General features: G+C 39.0%; 10 protein-coding genes. 7 read left to right on the top strand and 3 right to left on the bottom strand.

Annotation, left to right across the window (positions count from 1 at the left end; all coding sequences use genetic code 11):
• Positions 1-42: 42 nt before the first annotated feature.
• Both C8N46_RS14130 and C8N46_RS14125 read left to right on the top strand, forming a co-directional pair.
• The gene (locus C8N46_RS14130; protein ID WP_108115552.1) at positions 43-1,032 is read left to right on the top strand and encodes an acyl-ACP desaturase; all 990 of its coding nucleotides are present in this window, start codon (positions 43-45) and stop codon (positions 1,030-1,032) included.
• Positions 1,033-1,215: 183 nt separating this feature from the next.
• Positions 1,216-1,425, top strand: coding sequence for a hypothetical protein (locus tag C8N46_RS14125; protein ID WP_108115551.1), 210 nt, complete (start codon positions 1,216-1,218; stop codon positions 1,423-1,425).
• Between the two features lie 267 nt (positions 1,426-1,692).
• On the opposite strand, the gene amaB is transcribed toward C8N46_RS14125, so the two are convergent.
• The 3 genes from amaB to C8N46_RS14105 form a co-directional block, all read right to left on the bottom strand.
• Positions 1,693-3,246: an L-piperidine-6-carboxylate dehydrogenase gene (amaB, locus tag C8N46_RS14115; protein WP_108115549.1), complete on the bottom strand. Its 1,554-nt coding sequence runs from the start codon at positions 3,244-3,246 to the stop codon at positions 1,693-1,695.
• An 86-nt stretch (positions 3,247-3,332) separates the two neighbouring features.
• On the bottom strand, positions 3,333-4,061 hold the full coding sequence (locus C8N46_RS14110; RefSeq protein ID WP_108115548.1) for a hypothetical protein: 729 nt from the start codon (positions 4,059-4,061) through the stop codon (positions 3,333-3,335).
• Entirely contained in the window at positions 4,051-4,593 is a 543-nt protein-coding gene (locus C8N46_RS14105; RefSeq protein WP_108115547.1) for a 3-hydroxyanthranilate 3,4-dioxygenase, read from the bottom strand. Before C8N46_RS14105 ends, C8N46_RS14110 begins: the two co-directional genes overlap by 11 nt.
• A 203-nt stretch (positions 4,594-4,796) precedes the next feature.
• Here C8N46_RS14105 and C8N46_RS14100 point away from each other — a divergent pair, with 203 nt between their 5' ends.
• The 5 genes from C8N46_RS14100 to pbpC all read left to right on the top strand — a co-directional run bounded on the left by C8N46_RS14100 (position 4,797) and on the right by pbpC (position 14,656).
• On the top strand, positions 4,797-5,030 hold the full coding sequence (locus C8N46_RS14100; protein WP_108115546.1) for a hypothetical protein: 234 nt from the start codon (positions 4,797-4,799) through the stop codon (positions 5,028-5,030).
• Positions 5,031-5,191: 161 nt separating this feature from the next.
• Positions 5,192-6,235, top strand: coding sequence for an isoaspartyl peptidase/L-asparaginase family protein (locus C8N46_RS14095; RefSeq protein WP_108115545.1), 1,044 nt, complete (start codon positions 5,192-5,194; stop codon positions 6,233-6,235).
• A gap of 201 nt (positions 6,236-6,436) precedes the next feature.
• Positions 6,437-11,971: an Ig-like domain-containing alpha-2-macroglobulin family protein gene (locus C8N46_RS14090; RefSeq protein WP_449405339.1), complete on the top strand. Its 5,535-nt coding sequence runs from the start codon at positions 6,437-6,439 to the stop codon at positions 11,969-11,971.
• A complete protein-coding gene (locus tag C8N46_RS14085; protein WP_108115543.1) occupies positions 11,971-12,288 on the top strand; it encodes an antibiotic biosynthesis monooxygenase family protein in 318 nt (105 codons plus the stop codon). The genes C8N46_RS14090 and C8N46_RS14085 overlap by 1 nt, the downstream gene beginning before the upstream one ends.
• Positions 12,266-14,656 (top strand): penicillin-binding protein 1C, encoded by a 2,391-nt coding sequence (gene pbpC / locus C8N46_RS14080; RefSeq protein ID WP_108115542.1) that lies wholly within the window; start codon positions 12,266-12,268, stop codon positions 14,654-14,656. Before C8N46_RS14085 ends, pbpC begins: the two co-directional genes overlap by 23 nt.
• The last annotated feature ends 42 nt before the right edge of the window (positions 14,657-14,698 follow it).

Raw genomic sequence — 14,698 nt, 5'->3', positions numbered from 1 at the left:
TTACAGATATATAGTGGTACATTCGCTCACTAACCACGAATCATGTCTATAAAAAACATCCGCTTAGAAGTCATGCAAACTATTGAAAAAGAAATCGATAGTTACATGGAAAAATATCTAATTCCACCTGAAAAAATATGGCAACCGACCGACTTTTTGCCAAACTCTCAAAAAGATACTTTTTTTGAAGAAACGCATAAAATTCGAGAAGAAGCCAAGGAGCTAGGATATGATTTTTGGGTAGTCTTGGTAGGAGATACCATTACCGAAGAAGCCTTGCCAACCTACGAATCGTGGTTGATGGATGTAGAAGGAATAGATCAACAAGGAAATAATGGATGGTCGCGCTGGATTCGTCATTGGACAGGAGAAGAAAACCGTCATGGCGATGTTTTAAATAAATATTTATACTTATCAGGGCGCGTCAACATGCGCGAAGTAGAAATTACGACACAACATCTCATTAACGACGGATTCGATATTGGAACGGCAAACGATCCGTATCGAAACTTTGTATATACCAGCTTTCAAGAACTAGCAACAAATATCTCGCACAAACGCGTGGGGCAATTGGCAAAGAAAAAAGGAAATGTGCTCTTAGGAAAAATGTGTAATGTTATTGCAGGAGACGAAATGCGTCATCACTTAGCGTATCGAGAATTTGTAAAAACCATTCTTAAATACGATCCTAGCGAAATGATGTTGGCATTTGAAGATATGATGCGAAAAAAAATCGTGATGCCTGCACAATTCGTCCGTGAATCGGGAGAAGCTGTCGGAACAGCATTTGAAAATTTCTCGAATGCGGCGCAACGTTTGGGCGTATACACCACACATGATTATGTAGATATCATGAAAAAACTTATCTCTTATTGGGAAATTGATAAATTAACTAATTTGACCGCTACCGCAGAAAAAGCACGCGATTACCTCATGAGGTTACCTGATCGTATGTTACGCATTGCTGAACGTGTTGCCATTCCAAAAGACTCGACCAAATTCAAATGGGTAGAAGCCAACGGAATGCTATAACATGTATTATTTTGTCATTCCTGCGAAGGTAGGAATCTATACATAACGGAATGTTGAACTTGATTCAACTTCACATAACACGCTTCAAAATTGTAATAATTTTCTGTTAAAAAAATATAAAAAGTAAGTTTTTATTTACATTTAATTGTATTTTGGTACTGTAATTTATTAAAACAAAGAATTATGTTATCAAAAATTAGACAATTAAAGAATTTAAAAGAGTTAAGTAAAAACAAACAAAGAACCATTGGCGGAGGTTATAATGAAGATCCTTGCGGTGAAACTCCATATTGGTATCAACCAGATTGCCCAAGTGGAAGGACTTATGCATTATGTGCAGATCCATTTGGTCAAATGGCGTGTGACCCTTGCGTTATGTGTGTAAATTTTTAAAAAAAGAAGCATGTTATCAAAAATGTTAAAATTAGAAAGCCTAAAAATAGTAAGCAAAAAAGAACAAAGAGCTCTTTGCGGAGGTTCTGACAATCCTTGCGGAAATATTCCATGGTGGCAACAACAATGTCAAGGACAACAAGTTTACGCAGAATGTGATTACTCAAGTAATTCTCCAATGTTATGTGACCCTTGCGTTATGTGTGTAAATTAAACAAAAAAATCCGCTTCGTAGTTGAAGCGGATTTTTATATGATAAAAAGTTTTTTATAAATCAAACTTGATTCCTTGCGCTAGTGGCAATTCAGTTGTGTAGTTGATGGTGTTGGTTTGTCTACGCATATAGACTTTCCAAGCATCTGAGCCAGATTCGCGTCCGCCACCAGTTTCTTTTTCTCCACCGAAAGCACCACCAATTTCTGCTCCAGACGTTCCAATATTTACATTGGCAATTCCACAGTCAGAACCTGCATGACTTAAGAAACGTTCTGCTTCACGCAAATTGTTGGTCATAATTGCAGACGATAATCCTTGTGCTACTCCGTTTTGTACTTCAATCGCGTTGGTAACATCGCCGCTGTATTTTAATAAGTATAATACAGGTGCAAATGTTTCATGCTGTACAATTTCGAAAGAATTGTCAGCTTCTGCAATCGCTGGTTTTACGTAGCAACCGCTTTCATATCCTTCGCCTTCTAATACAGCTCCTTCAACCACAATATTTCCTCCTTCTGCGACTACTTTTTCCAATGCTGCTTCGTACATTTTTACAGCATCTTTGTCAATTAACGGTCCTACATGATTGTTTTCATCTAACGGATTTCCAATGCGCAATTGTCCGTATGCAGCCACAACTGCATCTTTTACTTTATCGTAGATTGATTCGTGAATAATCAATCTTCTAGTAGATGTACAACGTTGTCCTGCCGTTCCAACAGCACCAAAAACAGCACCAATTACGGTCATTTTGATGTCTGCATCAGGCGTAACGATAATTGCGTTGTTTCCTCCTAATTCTAACAATGATTTTCCTAAACGGCCAGCCACTTCTTTTGCTACAATTTTCCCCATTCGAGTGGATCCTGTTGCAGAAACTAATGGAATTCGGGTGTCTTTTGATAAAAACTCTCCCACTTTATAATCACCATTCACCAAACAAGAAATTCCTTCTGGCAAGTTGTTTTCAGCAAAAACTTCTGCCGCAATGTTTTGACAAGCCACACCACATAAAGGTGTTTTTTCAGAAGGTTTCCACACGCACACATCACCACAAATCCATGCCAACGCCGTATTCCATGCCCAAACGGCAACTGGGAAATTGAATGCTGAAATGATACCAACAACGCCTAATGGATGGTATTGTTCGTACATTCTGTGTCCAGGACGCTCAGAGTGCATCGTTAATCCGTGTAATTGACGTGACAAACCAACTGCGAAATCACAGATATCTATCATTTCTTGTACTTCACCCAAGCCTTCTTGGTACGATTTCCCCATTTCGTAGGAAACCAATTTTCCAAGTGCTTCTTTCTTTTCTCTTAGTTTTTCTCCAAACTGACGTACAATTTCGCCGCGTTGTGGTGCTGGCATTACACGCCATGTTTTAAAAGCGGAAGTAGCAGCTTCCATTACTTTTTCGTAATCTTCTCTAGTGGTTGATTTTACTTTTCCAATCAATTGTCCGTCTACTGGAGAATACGATTCGATCAATTCTCCGTTAGAAAAATTGTTGGATCCTGTGGATGTTCCTTCATTAATATCTTGTAAGCCTAGCGTTGCTAAAGCTTCTTTGATTCCAAAATCAGTAGTCACTGCTTCCATATATTTATAACTTTTTTTAGTTCTTTTGTTAAATTTTTGCGAAGATAAGATAATTATGTCAATCTATTGTTTTGGTTAAGATTGTTTTAATATTTCACATCTATAATTGTATAAGTGTATTCCGCACGAAGATATTTGGTATCTTTCGCTACATCCACTTTATAACTTTTACGCTTTTTGTGTAATCGCAAACCTGTTTTTTCCTCTTGCTCCATATTTACAATTTGACTGTACGTCGTAGGACTGTGTTGGATAAGGTTTTCTTTCAATAAAAATGTAGTTGTGTCAAAATAAAACCACCAAATAGTATCGCTGTTCGGGTACACTGCTTTTATTTTATAGGCGGGCATTTTATCTTCCAATCGCACAATTCCTTCATTTGTTAGCACAACATCATCTGTCAATAATTTATACGGTTGCCACAATACAAATTGCGCCGCTTTTATTTCTTCAAACGCTTTTGCTATTATTGTTGTATCAGTAATAGCAACTTCATTTTCAAAAACATCAATTTCGTTTCCATCATAAACGACTCTTTTTTCTACGCCAGCTTCTGTCCAAAGCATGCTGGAAGTAAATGTAGGCTGTAAGGTATTGTAAAATGTTTTTGTGATTTCACTTTCTTTATTTTTTTCAGCATCATATAACGTCGTCGTTTTCTTGTACACTAGCCTTTGTACAGCTTCCCAAGTAGCTTTACCGCCATGTGCTTTTTCCAACGATTTTTCAATAATTGCTTCTGCCGCTAATTTTGGTTCACACGAATAGCTCAATATTAAAACGGCAATCAACAGAAAAAATTTGCTATTCTTCATCGGCAGTAAATCGTTCGTCTACAGGCATTACGTGTCCACAATTATCACACGTCAACAACTCTTTTGAAGAGTAGAAATGTTTAAAGTGTTTTAGAAAGTCTACTTCGACATCATTTAGCGGAAAGCGAACTTCGTACAATTTATGATTGCAATTGTCGCAATACCATTGCAAGCCGTCCATCAAATCGGTTCCTTTTCGTTTGCGCTCAACCACCAATCCTATAGAATTTTCAAAACGCACTGGAGAATGCGGTACGCCAGCCGGATGCAAATACATATCGCCAGGACCTAGTTTCATGGTTTTCTTTACGCCATCTTCTTGCACATGTACTTCAATGTTGCCTTCTAATTGATAAAATAATTCTTCTGTTTCGTTATAGTGATAATCCTTTCGAGCGTTTGGTCCGCCTACAATCATCACAATATAATCGCCAGCGTCTTTGTATAAGTTTTTATTTGCTACAGGAGGTTTTAATAAATCTCTATTTTCTTCAATCCATTGGTTAAGATTGAAAGGTTTTTGTATTGCCATGATTCTTTAAAGTTTTAAAGCTTAAAATTACGCATTTTTTAGCTGCTTTCCCAATTCCCACGAAAGTGTACACTATTGAAATTTACAAGTCCAAATGGATTAAATGCGCGTCTTAATGCATAAGTGTTAAGTAAGGCAAAACCGTAATTTGTTGATTGTATTATTAACTATCTTTTTTCTCGTTAACTAAAAACATACTAATCATGAAAAAAAAGAATCTAAAAACGTTAAAACTTAAAAAAGCATCCATCTCCAAATTGAGCGGTGGTGCACAAGAGCCGATTCCAGTTCCATTAACTATCAATATTAAAGATTGTTACTTTACTTGGGACATTCGTCAATGTACGTGGTATAGTGAATTGTACACAGCATGCGAATGTGAACCATCTTGGGATTTAGGTTGTCAAGAATCCATTAATAGTCCTTGCCCATTATAGGAACCTGACATATCTTTTAGAAAAGAATAATTTCAATGCTCCAAAGTCTATTTTTGGAGCATTTTTTATGAGTATTTGTGAATAAATATCTGAAAAACAAACTGTTTTGCTTCACTAATTTATGTACATTTAAAGCACTTAAATTAATCCCTTTTCTCAAAATGAAAAAAACAACCCTTGTATTCTTAGCAATTGCTTTTCTATTCTATAACTGCACGGACACTCCAAAAACAGAAAAAACCACGACAACTGATAAAACTTCCAAAAATAGTATCGGATTGGTCATTCACGGTGGTGCAGGAACTATTTTAAAGAAAAACATGACGCCCGAAAGAGAAGCTGAATACAAAGCCATGCTTGAAAAAGCAGCAAAAAAAGGATATGAAATTTTAAATAATGGTGGTTCTAGTTTGGATGCTGTAGAGCAAACCATTCATATTTTAGAAAACTCACCTTTGTTCAACGCTGGAAAAGGCGCGGTTTTCGCAAACAATGGTAAAAACGAATTGGATGCTTCTATCATGGAAGGAAAAACGTTAAATGCAGGCGCGGTTGCTGGTGTGACCAATCTTAAAAATCCTATCTCTGCGGCACGAAAAGTTATGGAAAACTCTGACCATGTATTACTGGCACGAAAAGGTGCGGAAGAATTTGCCGCAGCGCAAGGTTTGGAAGTTGTAGACACCAGTTATTTTTACACAGAAGCACGATACAATTCACTTCAAAGAGCCAAAGAAGGAGACAAAGACAAAGCTGCTTACATCGATCCATATATCAAAGATTACAAATACGGAACTGTGGGTTGTGTGGCACTAGATAAAGATGGAAACATTGCCGCAGGAACGTCTACAGGCGGAATGACCAATAAGAAGTGGAATCGCGTTGGAGATTCGCCAATTATTGGTGCAGGAACCTATGCCAACAACAAAACCTGTGCAGTATCAGCAACGGGACATGGTGAATATTTTATCAGAGCCGCTGTAGCACACGATATTTCTGCCATGATGGAATACAAAAACATGTCGTTGCAAGATGCAGCCAAAGAAGTCATCCAAAACAAACTCAAAAACATGGGCGGCGATGGCGGAATCATTGCCATAGATGTAAAAGGAAATTTGGTTGCCGAATTCAACACTCCAGGCATGTACAGAGCTATGGTGGATGAAAAAGGAACCATAACTATCGGAATTTACAAAGATGAGTAACTTACTTCGGGACAAGCTTATGAAGCATCTAGTAGAAACTATTAAAAACATTTCAACGTAAGCGTCGGAGCATTTTTAATCTCGATTATCGAGTACAACGAATACTAGCTGAGAGCGAACGATTACTAAATACACTACAACGAATACGCAAACAATACCTAAATTATGAGAAAATCTGTCTACATTACCTCAAAAACCATCATGCGCAACTGTACTTTTTTTATCCTTTTGGGAGTAATTCTCAGCTTCGTTTCTTGTAATTCAGGAAGCTCGGAAGCAGACAATATTTTCGAATTCAAAGACTACATCTATCAAACAACTGCCGGAACCGTTTCTGTGACCGAGCCGATTATTATTGGACTTCAAAAACAATTGCCCGATACTGGCGATGCAGGCGAAATCACAAAAGACGTATTAACCATCAGTCCAAACGTTAGCGGAAAACTATTAGTTCAAAACAATAAAACCTTGCGCTTTCAGCCAGAAGGCAATCTGCAACCAGACACAGAATATTCGGTTACGGTGAAATTGAAAGATTTGTATGAAGATGTACCCAAAGAATTCCACACGTACACCTTTGTCTTTAAAACAGTAGAGCCGAACTTTTCGGTCGTTACCAACGATTTGCAATCGTATTCAAAAGAATGGCAGTATTTAAACGGAACCTTGCGCGCCGCGGATGTTGTTCCGACAGAAAAACTCTCAGAATTACTGTCAGCTACGCAAAACGGAAAAGCACTCAATATCAAATGGGAAAAATCACTGCTCAGCAATACCTCGTATGAATTTACAATAGACAGCATCAACAGACAGGAAGAAGATTCGGAAATAAAAATTAGTTGGACAGGAACACCGATTAGCGCAAAAGCGAAAGGAACTTCAAACTACATCATTCCTGGAAAAAATAATTTTTCCATTCTAGACGTAACCGTTTCGCAAAATCCTGAGCAGAAAGTAAGCATCAACTTTACCGATCCGCTGCTTAAAAATCAAAATTTTGCAGGATTGGTAACTCTCAAAAATCAAAAAGATATTACCTACGCTACGGATGGCAACATGTTAAACATTTATCCAAAAAACCGAATCAAAGGCTCTACAACGCTTGAAATATTTCCTGGTATCAAAAACAAAGAAGACTTCAAACTCAAAAAAGGACTTACCAAAAGCATCACGTTTGAACAGCAAAAACCACAAATTAGAGCCGTAAGTAAAGGCGTTATTTTACCAAACTCCAAAAATTTAACGTACAACTTTCAAGCGATGAACTTGCATTCGGTTGATGTGCGAATTATTAAAATATACCAAGACAATGTGTTGCAGTTTTTACAAGATAACAGCATCAGTGATCTTGATCGATACAGCATTCGAAGAGTCGGAAGACGCATTGCCAAAAAAACCATCAATCTGATTGAAAACAAAACCGAAAATGACGGACAATGGAAAACCTACGGAATTGATTTGTCCAAATTTTTCACAGCGGAACCTGGTGCTATCTATCAAGTAGAAATTAGTTTTACGAAAGAATATTCGCTCTATACATGTGAAGCAGGCGATGTTGCTTCAGCAGATACTTCACGCTCACGTGACAATTACTATCAAAATAGAGAAGATGAAGACGAAAACGAAGAAGATTATTGGGATAACAAAATATATGGCTTCCGAAACTATCGCTACAACTGGAGAGATCGCGACAATCCGTGTACGGAATCGTATTATCAGCCTGAGCGTTTTTTGACCACAAATATCTTAGCATCTGATTTGGGTGTGATTGTAAAAAGCGGCGAAAATAAATCGTATTATTTTGCGGTAAGCAACATTCTTTCCACCGATCCTGTGAGCAATGCGAAAGTCACGCTCTACAACTTTCAGCAACAAGAAATTGCTTCCAAACAAACAGATGCCGAAGGTTTAACAACGATTGATGCGGACAAAAACGCCTACTTTGCAACGGTTTCCAAAGGCAATCAAATTACGTATATAAAACTCAATGACAACAGCTCGCTTTCCATGAGTAAATTTGATGTTGCTGGAAAACGAATCAAAAAAGGAATCAACGGTTATATTTATGGCGAACGCGGCGTTTGGCGTCCTGGCGACTCGTTACACTTAGCTTTTGTTTTGAATGATGCTGGAAATCCGCTTCCAGAAAATCATCCTGTAAAAATGGAAGTTTCGGATGCGCGTGGCAAATTGGTGTATAAAAACATCCAAACGCAAGGCGTCAACAACTTTTACAAATTTACGGTGGCAACCGATAGAGAAGCACCTACCGGAAATTGGGAAGCCAATGTAAGTGTCGGCGGCGTTAACTTCTATAAAACGCTTAAAGTTGAAACGGTAAAGCCAAATCGCTTAAAAATTGCTATTGATTTTGAAGATGAAATCTTAGCAAATTCTCGTCCGATTGAAGGTACACTGAAAGCAAATTGGCTGCACGGAGCGCCAGCAAAAAACCTAAAAGCAGAAGTCAATGTACGTTTGACCAGCACAAAAACATCGTTCAAAAAATTTCCAAACTACGAATTCAACGATCCAACGCGAAGATTCAATGCGGAAGAGTTTGTGATGTTCAAAGGACAACTTAATGAGGAAGGAATTGTTAATATTTCAAAGAAAATTAACGTGGAAAAACAAGCACCAGGCATGTTGCGTGCTTCGTTCCTAACGCGCGTATTTGAAAATGGCGGCGATTTCTCTATTGATGCTTTTTCTAAAGATTTTGCACCGTACACATCCTTTGTCGGATTGCAATCGCCTACACCAAAACAATACGGCTCTTTTTACACCGATGAAGACAATGTCTTTGAAATTGTGACAGTGGACGATCGCGGAAATCCAATCAAACGCAACGGATTAAAAGTAAAAATCTACGAAATCAATTGGCGTTGGTGGTGGAGTTCGTCGTATGAAGACTTATCATCGTACACAGGAGACAACTATCACGAACGCTATCGCACCTTTACCATCAATACAGACACTAACGGAAAAGGAAGTTTTAAACTCAACATTCCTGATGAAAATCGCGGACGTTACTTAATTCACATCTCCGATCCTGTGAGCGGACATGCAACAGGAAGAACGGCGTATTTCTACAAAAATTGGTGGCGCAGAAGCAATGACGCCAATTCCGAATCTGCCAAAATGCTGATTTTTGCGGCAGACAAAGAAACCTATAATGTTGGTGAACAGGCTACCATTACTTTCCCATCTGGAAAAGGCGGACGTGCCTTGGTAAGTGTGGAAAATGGTACAGAAGTTTTGAGTACAAAATGGGTAAAAACATCGCAAGAACAAACAACGACTACCATTCCAATTACAGAAGAAATGGCGCCGAATGTATTTGTAAACATTTCACTGGTGCAAAAACACGACAATGTTTCCAACGATTTGCCAATTCGTCTCTACGGTGTCATTCCAATCATGGTGGAAAACCCTGTGACCATTCTCAAACCTAAAATTTCAGTTCCGGAAACACTTCGCCCAGAACAAACCTTTACCGTAAAAGTGAGCGAAGAAAACAAAAAAGCAATGACTTATACCATTGCGGTTGTGGATGAAGGTCTGTTAGATTTAACACGCTTCAAAACACCAAATCCGTGGGATGTATTTTACCAACGACAAGCATTGGGCGTGCGTACGTGGGACATTTATGATGATATCATTGGCGCGTTCAGCGGCGATATTGATCAAGTATTTGCTATTGGTGGTGGCGATGGCGGAAATGGTGCTAAAAACAAAAAAGCCAATCGTTTCAAGCCTGTCGTAAAATATTTAGGCCCTTTTGAATTGAAGGCTGGACAAACCCAATCGCACGAAATTGACATGCCAAATTATATTGGTGCCGTGCGCACAATGGTGGTGGCTGGAAACCCAAAAACAGAAGCCTACGGAAATGCGGAACAATCTTCGCAAGTGAAAAAACCGTTAATGGTGTTGGCAACCGCACCTAGAAAACTCAGTCCAGGCGAAAAAGTAACCTTGCCTGTCACGGTTTTTGCCATGGAAAATAAGGTGAAAAATGTATCGCTTTCGCTGAAATTACAAAATGGAATCTCCGTGGTAGGAAGCAATACAAAATCGCTCAACTTTAGCAAACCTGATGAAAAAATGGTGTATTTTGATTTGGAAGTTGGCGAAGTAAAAGGCATTCAAACCATTGAAGTGGTAGCGTCTGGAAATGGCGAAAAAGCATCGTATGAAGTCGAATTGGATGTAGAAAATCCAAATCCGATTTCCAAAAAAATTCACGAAATCACGTTACAAGGAAAAGGTACAGAAACGCTTTCGTTTGACACCTTTGGCGTGGCAGGAACCAACGCTGCAACTGTTGAACTTTCAACCTTACCGCCAATGGATTTTACGGCGCGTTTGGAGTATTTGATTCGCTATCCGCACGGTTGTGTAGAGCAAACTACATCGAGTGTATTTCCACAATTGTATTTGGCAGATATTTTTGATTTAACAGCGTTAAAGAAAGGCGACATCAACCGAAATATAGAAAAAGGCATCAAGCGTTTGGCACATTTTCAACGACCAAACGGCGGACTCAGCTATTGGATTGGCGAAAATGCAGTCGATGATTGGGGAACCAATTACGCCGGTCATTTTATGATTGAAGCTGAAAAGAAAGGGTACATTTTGCCACTAACATTTATGAGTAATTGGATTAAATATCAGCAAAATGCTGCGCGAACATGGCGAACTGGCGACAGATATCATTCCGATGTTACGCAAGCGTATCGTTTGTACACCTTAGCATTGGCTGGTTATCCAGATTTAGCGTCTATGAACCGATTGCGCGAAACGGCAAACCTATCAAACGATGCCAAATGGCGATTGGCAGCAGCGTATGCATTGGCTTCGCAAAAAGAAGCAGCGGAACAAATAGCAAAAACAGCCACTATTGACTTTGCACCTTCCAACGCGCGTTACGATTACACGTACGGTTCTGTCAACAGAAATCGTGCAATGGCAATGGAAACCTTAGTCATCATGAACGATCCTAAAGCAATTGATGTAGCAAAAACCATCGCAAAAGAATTATCATCAAACGATTGGATGAGTACACAAACTACAGCGTATTGTTTGTTAGCAATGGGCAAAATGGTATTGCAAAATGGTGGTAAAAATGTAAAAACAGCATTCACGCTCAACGGAAAAAATCAGCAAAACATACAAACCACAAAAGCCATCGCACAACGCGATTTAGACATTCAAAAAGGCACAAATACACTTCAAATTACAAATGAAGAAGACAATGTATTGTTTGTACGTGTGTTAAATACCGGAAAATTACCATTGGGCGAAGAATTGGCTGAAAAGCGCAACCTCAGCATTCGCATTACCTATAAAGACAAAGCAGGAAACGCCATTGACGTGTCTCAATTAACGCAAGGAACAGATTTTATGGCAACGGTAACAGTTTCCAACGATAAACCTGAGTTTGTAGGCGATATTGCCTTGACAGAGATTTTCCCTTCAGGTTGGGAAATTGTCAATACACGTTTTACCGATTACGGAAATACGCCTTCCAGCGAAGCCAGACATACCGACATTCGCGACGACCGCGTGAATTTCTATTTTGATTTGCCACGCGGAAAAGCCAAAACGTTTAATGTGTTGTTGAATGCTTCCTATTTAGGAAAATACTATTTGCCAGGTGTGCAAGCAGAAGCCATGTATGATAATGATTTCTTTGTACGCACCAAAGGACAATGGATTGAAGTGGTGAAATAATGAACGAATCTTTCAAACCGTATTACGCCGTTATTTTTACGTCGATTCAAACCTCAACTTTAGAAGGTTATGCAGAAATGGCAGCAGAAATGGAAACTTTAGCGAAACAACAAAAAGGATTTCTCGGAATAGAAAGTGCCCGAAACACTGTTGGAATTACTGTAAGTTATTGGGAAAGTTTGGAAGCCATTCAGCAATGGAAACAGCATACTGAACATGTGATTGCGCAACAAAAAGGCATCCGAGATTGGTATGCGCATTACCATGTGAAAATTTGTAAAGTGGAGCGTGAGTATGGTTTTGACAAGCGTTCTTAAATTGAAAAATGCTTTGCGTTCATATATCATCAAAAAAATACGGCGAAACAAAATAAAAACAGCAATCCTCATCGTTTTGTTGATTGCCTACTATTTCTGTCTGCCAAAAACGTTGTTTGACGTTCCTACATCTACGGTCATTGAAAGTCGTGAAGGACTTTTATTAGGCGCAAAAATTGCCGATGATGGACAATGGCGTTTTCCGCAATTGGATTCCGTTCCTGAAAAATTTAAAACCTGCATTATTCAGTTTGAAGACGCGTATTTTTACAGTCACCCTGGATTCAATCCTGTTTCTATTGCAAAAGCCTTGTGGCAAAACATGACGTCGGGCGAAGTGCAACGCGGCGGAAGCACACTCACACAACAAGTGATTCGCCTATCCCGAAAAGGAAAAAATCGCACGTATTTTGAAAAAGCTATAGAACTTGTTTTAGCAACACGATTGGAGTTTCGACTTTCCAAAGATGAAATTTTAAAACTCTATGCTTCGCATGCACCTTTCGGCGGAAATGTCGTTGGACTAGACGCAGCTGCTTGGCGCTATTTTGGGAGAAGACCGCAAGAACTCTCGTGGGCAGAAAATGCAACGCTTGCTGTATTGCCAAACGCACCAAGTTTGATATATCCTGGAAAGAATCAAATTCGTTTAAAAAAGAAACGCAATCGCTTGTTAAAGAAGCTACTCGATGAAGAAATTATTGATGATCTCACCTATCAATTAGCAATTGAAGAACCCTTACCGCAAAAACCCTTTGCTTTACCACAAACGGCAACACATTTATTGAATAAAGTTGCGGAAACACACAAAGGACAACGTGTACAAACTTCGGTAGCATCATATCTACAACAGGAAACCAACGCCATTGTTGCCCGACATTACAATGAATTGCAACAAAATCAAATTTATAACGCTGCGGTACTTGTATTGGATGTAAAAACCCGAAAAGTTTTGGCGTATGTGGGCAATACGCCAACCGATAGAAGGCATCAAAAAGACGTCAATATTATTCACAAACCGAGAAGTACCGGAAGCATTATGAAGCCGTTTTTATATGCTGCCATGCTTGATGCGGGCGATTTACTTCCAAATACACTCGTTGTAGACGTTCCGACGCAAATTGGCAACTACAACCCAAAAAACTTTAAAGAAACGTATGATGGTGCCGTGACTGCAAAACGTGCGTTGTCGCGTTCGTTAAATGTGCCTGCAGTGCGTATGTTGCGGCAATATGGCTTGGAGAAATTTCATTACTATTTACAAAAATTACACCTAAAAGACATATCGCAGTCTGCCGATCATTATGGACTTTCCTTGATACTTGGTGGCGCAGAAAGCAACTTGTGGGATTTGTGCAGAACCTACGCAGGCTTTTCGTCAACCTTGACACATTTTGGTGAAAATTCGAGTCAGTATTTTACGAATGAATTTTGTGAACCGTCTTTTTTAAACAATTCAACTGTAGATTTTGGAACGCTTTCCGCAGAAAAAACCATTTTTGACGCAGGTGCTATTTATAAAACCTACGAATCGCTAAAAGAAGTCAATCGCCCAGAAGGTGAAGAAAATTGGGAGTTTTTCGATTCTAGCAAACAAATTGCTTGGAAAACAGGCACCAGTTTTGGTTTTAGAGATGCGTGGGCAATTGGAACAACAAAAGATTATGTAGTAGGCGTTTGGGTAGGAAATGCCGATGGCGAAGGTCGCCCAGGATTGATTGGTACAGTGACTGCCGCGCCAATTTTATTTGATGTTTTTGACATGCTCCCAAAAAGCGAATGGTTTGATATTCCTTATGATGAATTGGTAGAAGTAGAAATCTGTGCACAAAGTGGTTACCGAGCTTCGGATTTGTGTGTGGAAAAGCAACAACAATTCATTCCAAGAAGCGGACTTAAAACAAAACCCTGTCCGTATCACGTTTTGGTACATTTGGATTTGGACGAGCGTTATCAAGTCAATTCGTCTTGTCAGCCGTTGAACCAAATGGTACATAAAAGTTGGTTTGTGTTGCCGCCGCTGATGGAATATTATTATCAGCATAAAAATCCGTTGTACAAAACCTTGCCGCCATTCAGAAATGATTGTACCACCGCTTTTCAAAAAACGATGGATTTTCTGTATCCTGAAAAAAACACCAAAGTATTTCTCCCAAAAGATTTTGACGGAAACATCAACGGTGTGGTGTTCCGATTGGCGCATTCCATTCCCGATACTAAAGTATTTTGGTATTTGGATGAAACTTTTTTAGGTGAAACCGAAACCATTCACGAACTAGAAATTAAGCCCAATGTAGGTGTTCATACAATTACTGTTGTAGATGCATTGGGCAATGAAGCAACTCGAACCATTGAGATTCAAGAATAAAAAAAGAGGCACAAAGCCTCTTTTGTATAATTTTTAAGTGGG

The organism is Kordia periserrulae, from assembly GCF_003054265.1.
GTDB classification, from domain to species: domain Bacteria; phylum Bacteroidota; class Bacteroidia; order Flavobacteriales; family Flavobacteriaceae; genus Kordia; species Kordia periserrulae.
This window is presented reverse-complemented; position numbering and strand designations above follow the sequence as displayed.

Bases quoted from the DNA above. Each gene is read 5' to 3' on its own strand.
- C8N46_RS14130 (WP_108115552.1), top strand. From the start codon at position 43: ATGTCTATAAAAAACATCCGCTTAGAAGTCATGCAAACTATTGAAAAA.
- C8N46_RS14125 (WP_108115551.1), top strand. From the start codon at position 1,216: ATGTTATCAAAAATTAGACAATTAAAGAATTTAAAAGAGTTAAGTAAA.
- amaB (WP_108115549.1), bottom strand. From the start codon at position 3,246: ATGGAAGCAGTGACTACTGATTTTGGAATCAAAGAAGCTTTAGCAACG.
- C8N46_RS14110 (WP_108115548.1), bottom strand. From the start codon at position 4,061: ATGAAGAATAGCAAATTTTTTCTGTTGATTGCCGTTTTAATATTGAGC.
- C8N46_RS14105 (WP_108115547.1), bottom strand. From the start codon at position 4,593: ATGGCAATACAAAAACCTTTCAATCTTAACCAATGGATTGAAGAAAAT.
- C8N46_RS14100 (WP_108115546.1), top strand. From the start codon at position 4,797: ATGAAAAAAAAGAATCTAAAAACGTTAAAACTTAAAAAAGCATCCATC.
- C8N46_RS14095 (WP_108115545.1), top strand. From the start codon at position 5,192: ATGAAAAAAACAACCCTTGTATTCTTAGCAATTGCTTTTCTATTCTAT.
- C8N46_RS14090 (WP_449405339.1), top strand. From the start codon at position 6,437: ATGCGCAACTGTACTTTTTTTATCCTTTTGGGAGTAATTCTCAGCTTC.
- C8N46_RS14085 (WP_108115543.1), top strand. From the start codon at position 11,971: ATGAACGAATCTTTCAAACCGTATTACGCCGTTATTTTTACGTCGATT.
- pbpC (WP_108115542.1), top strand. From the start codon at position 12,266: ATGGTTTTGACAAGCGTTCTTAAATTGAAAAATGCTTTGCGTTCATAT.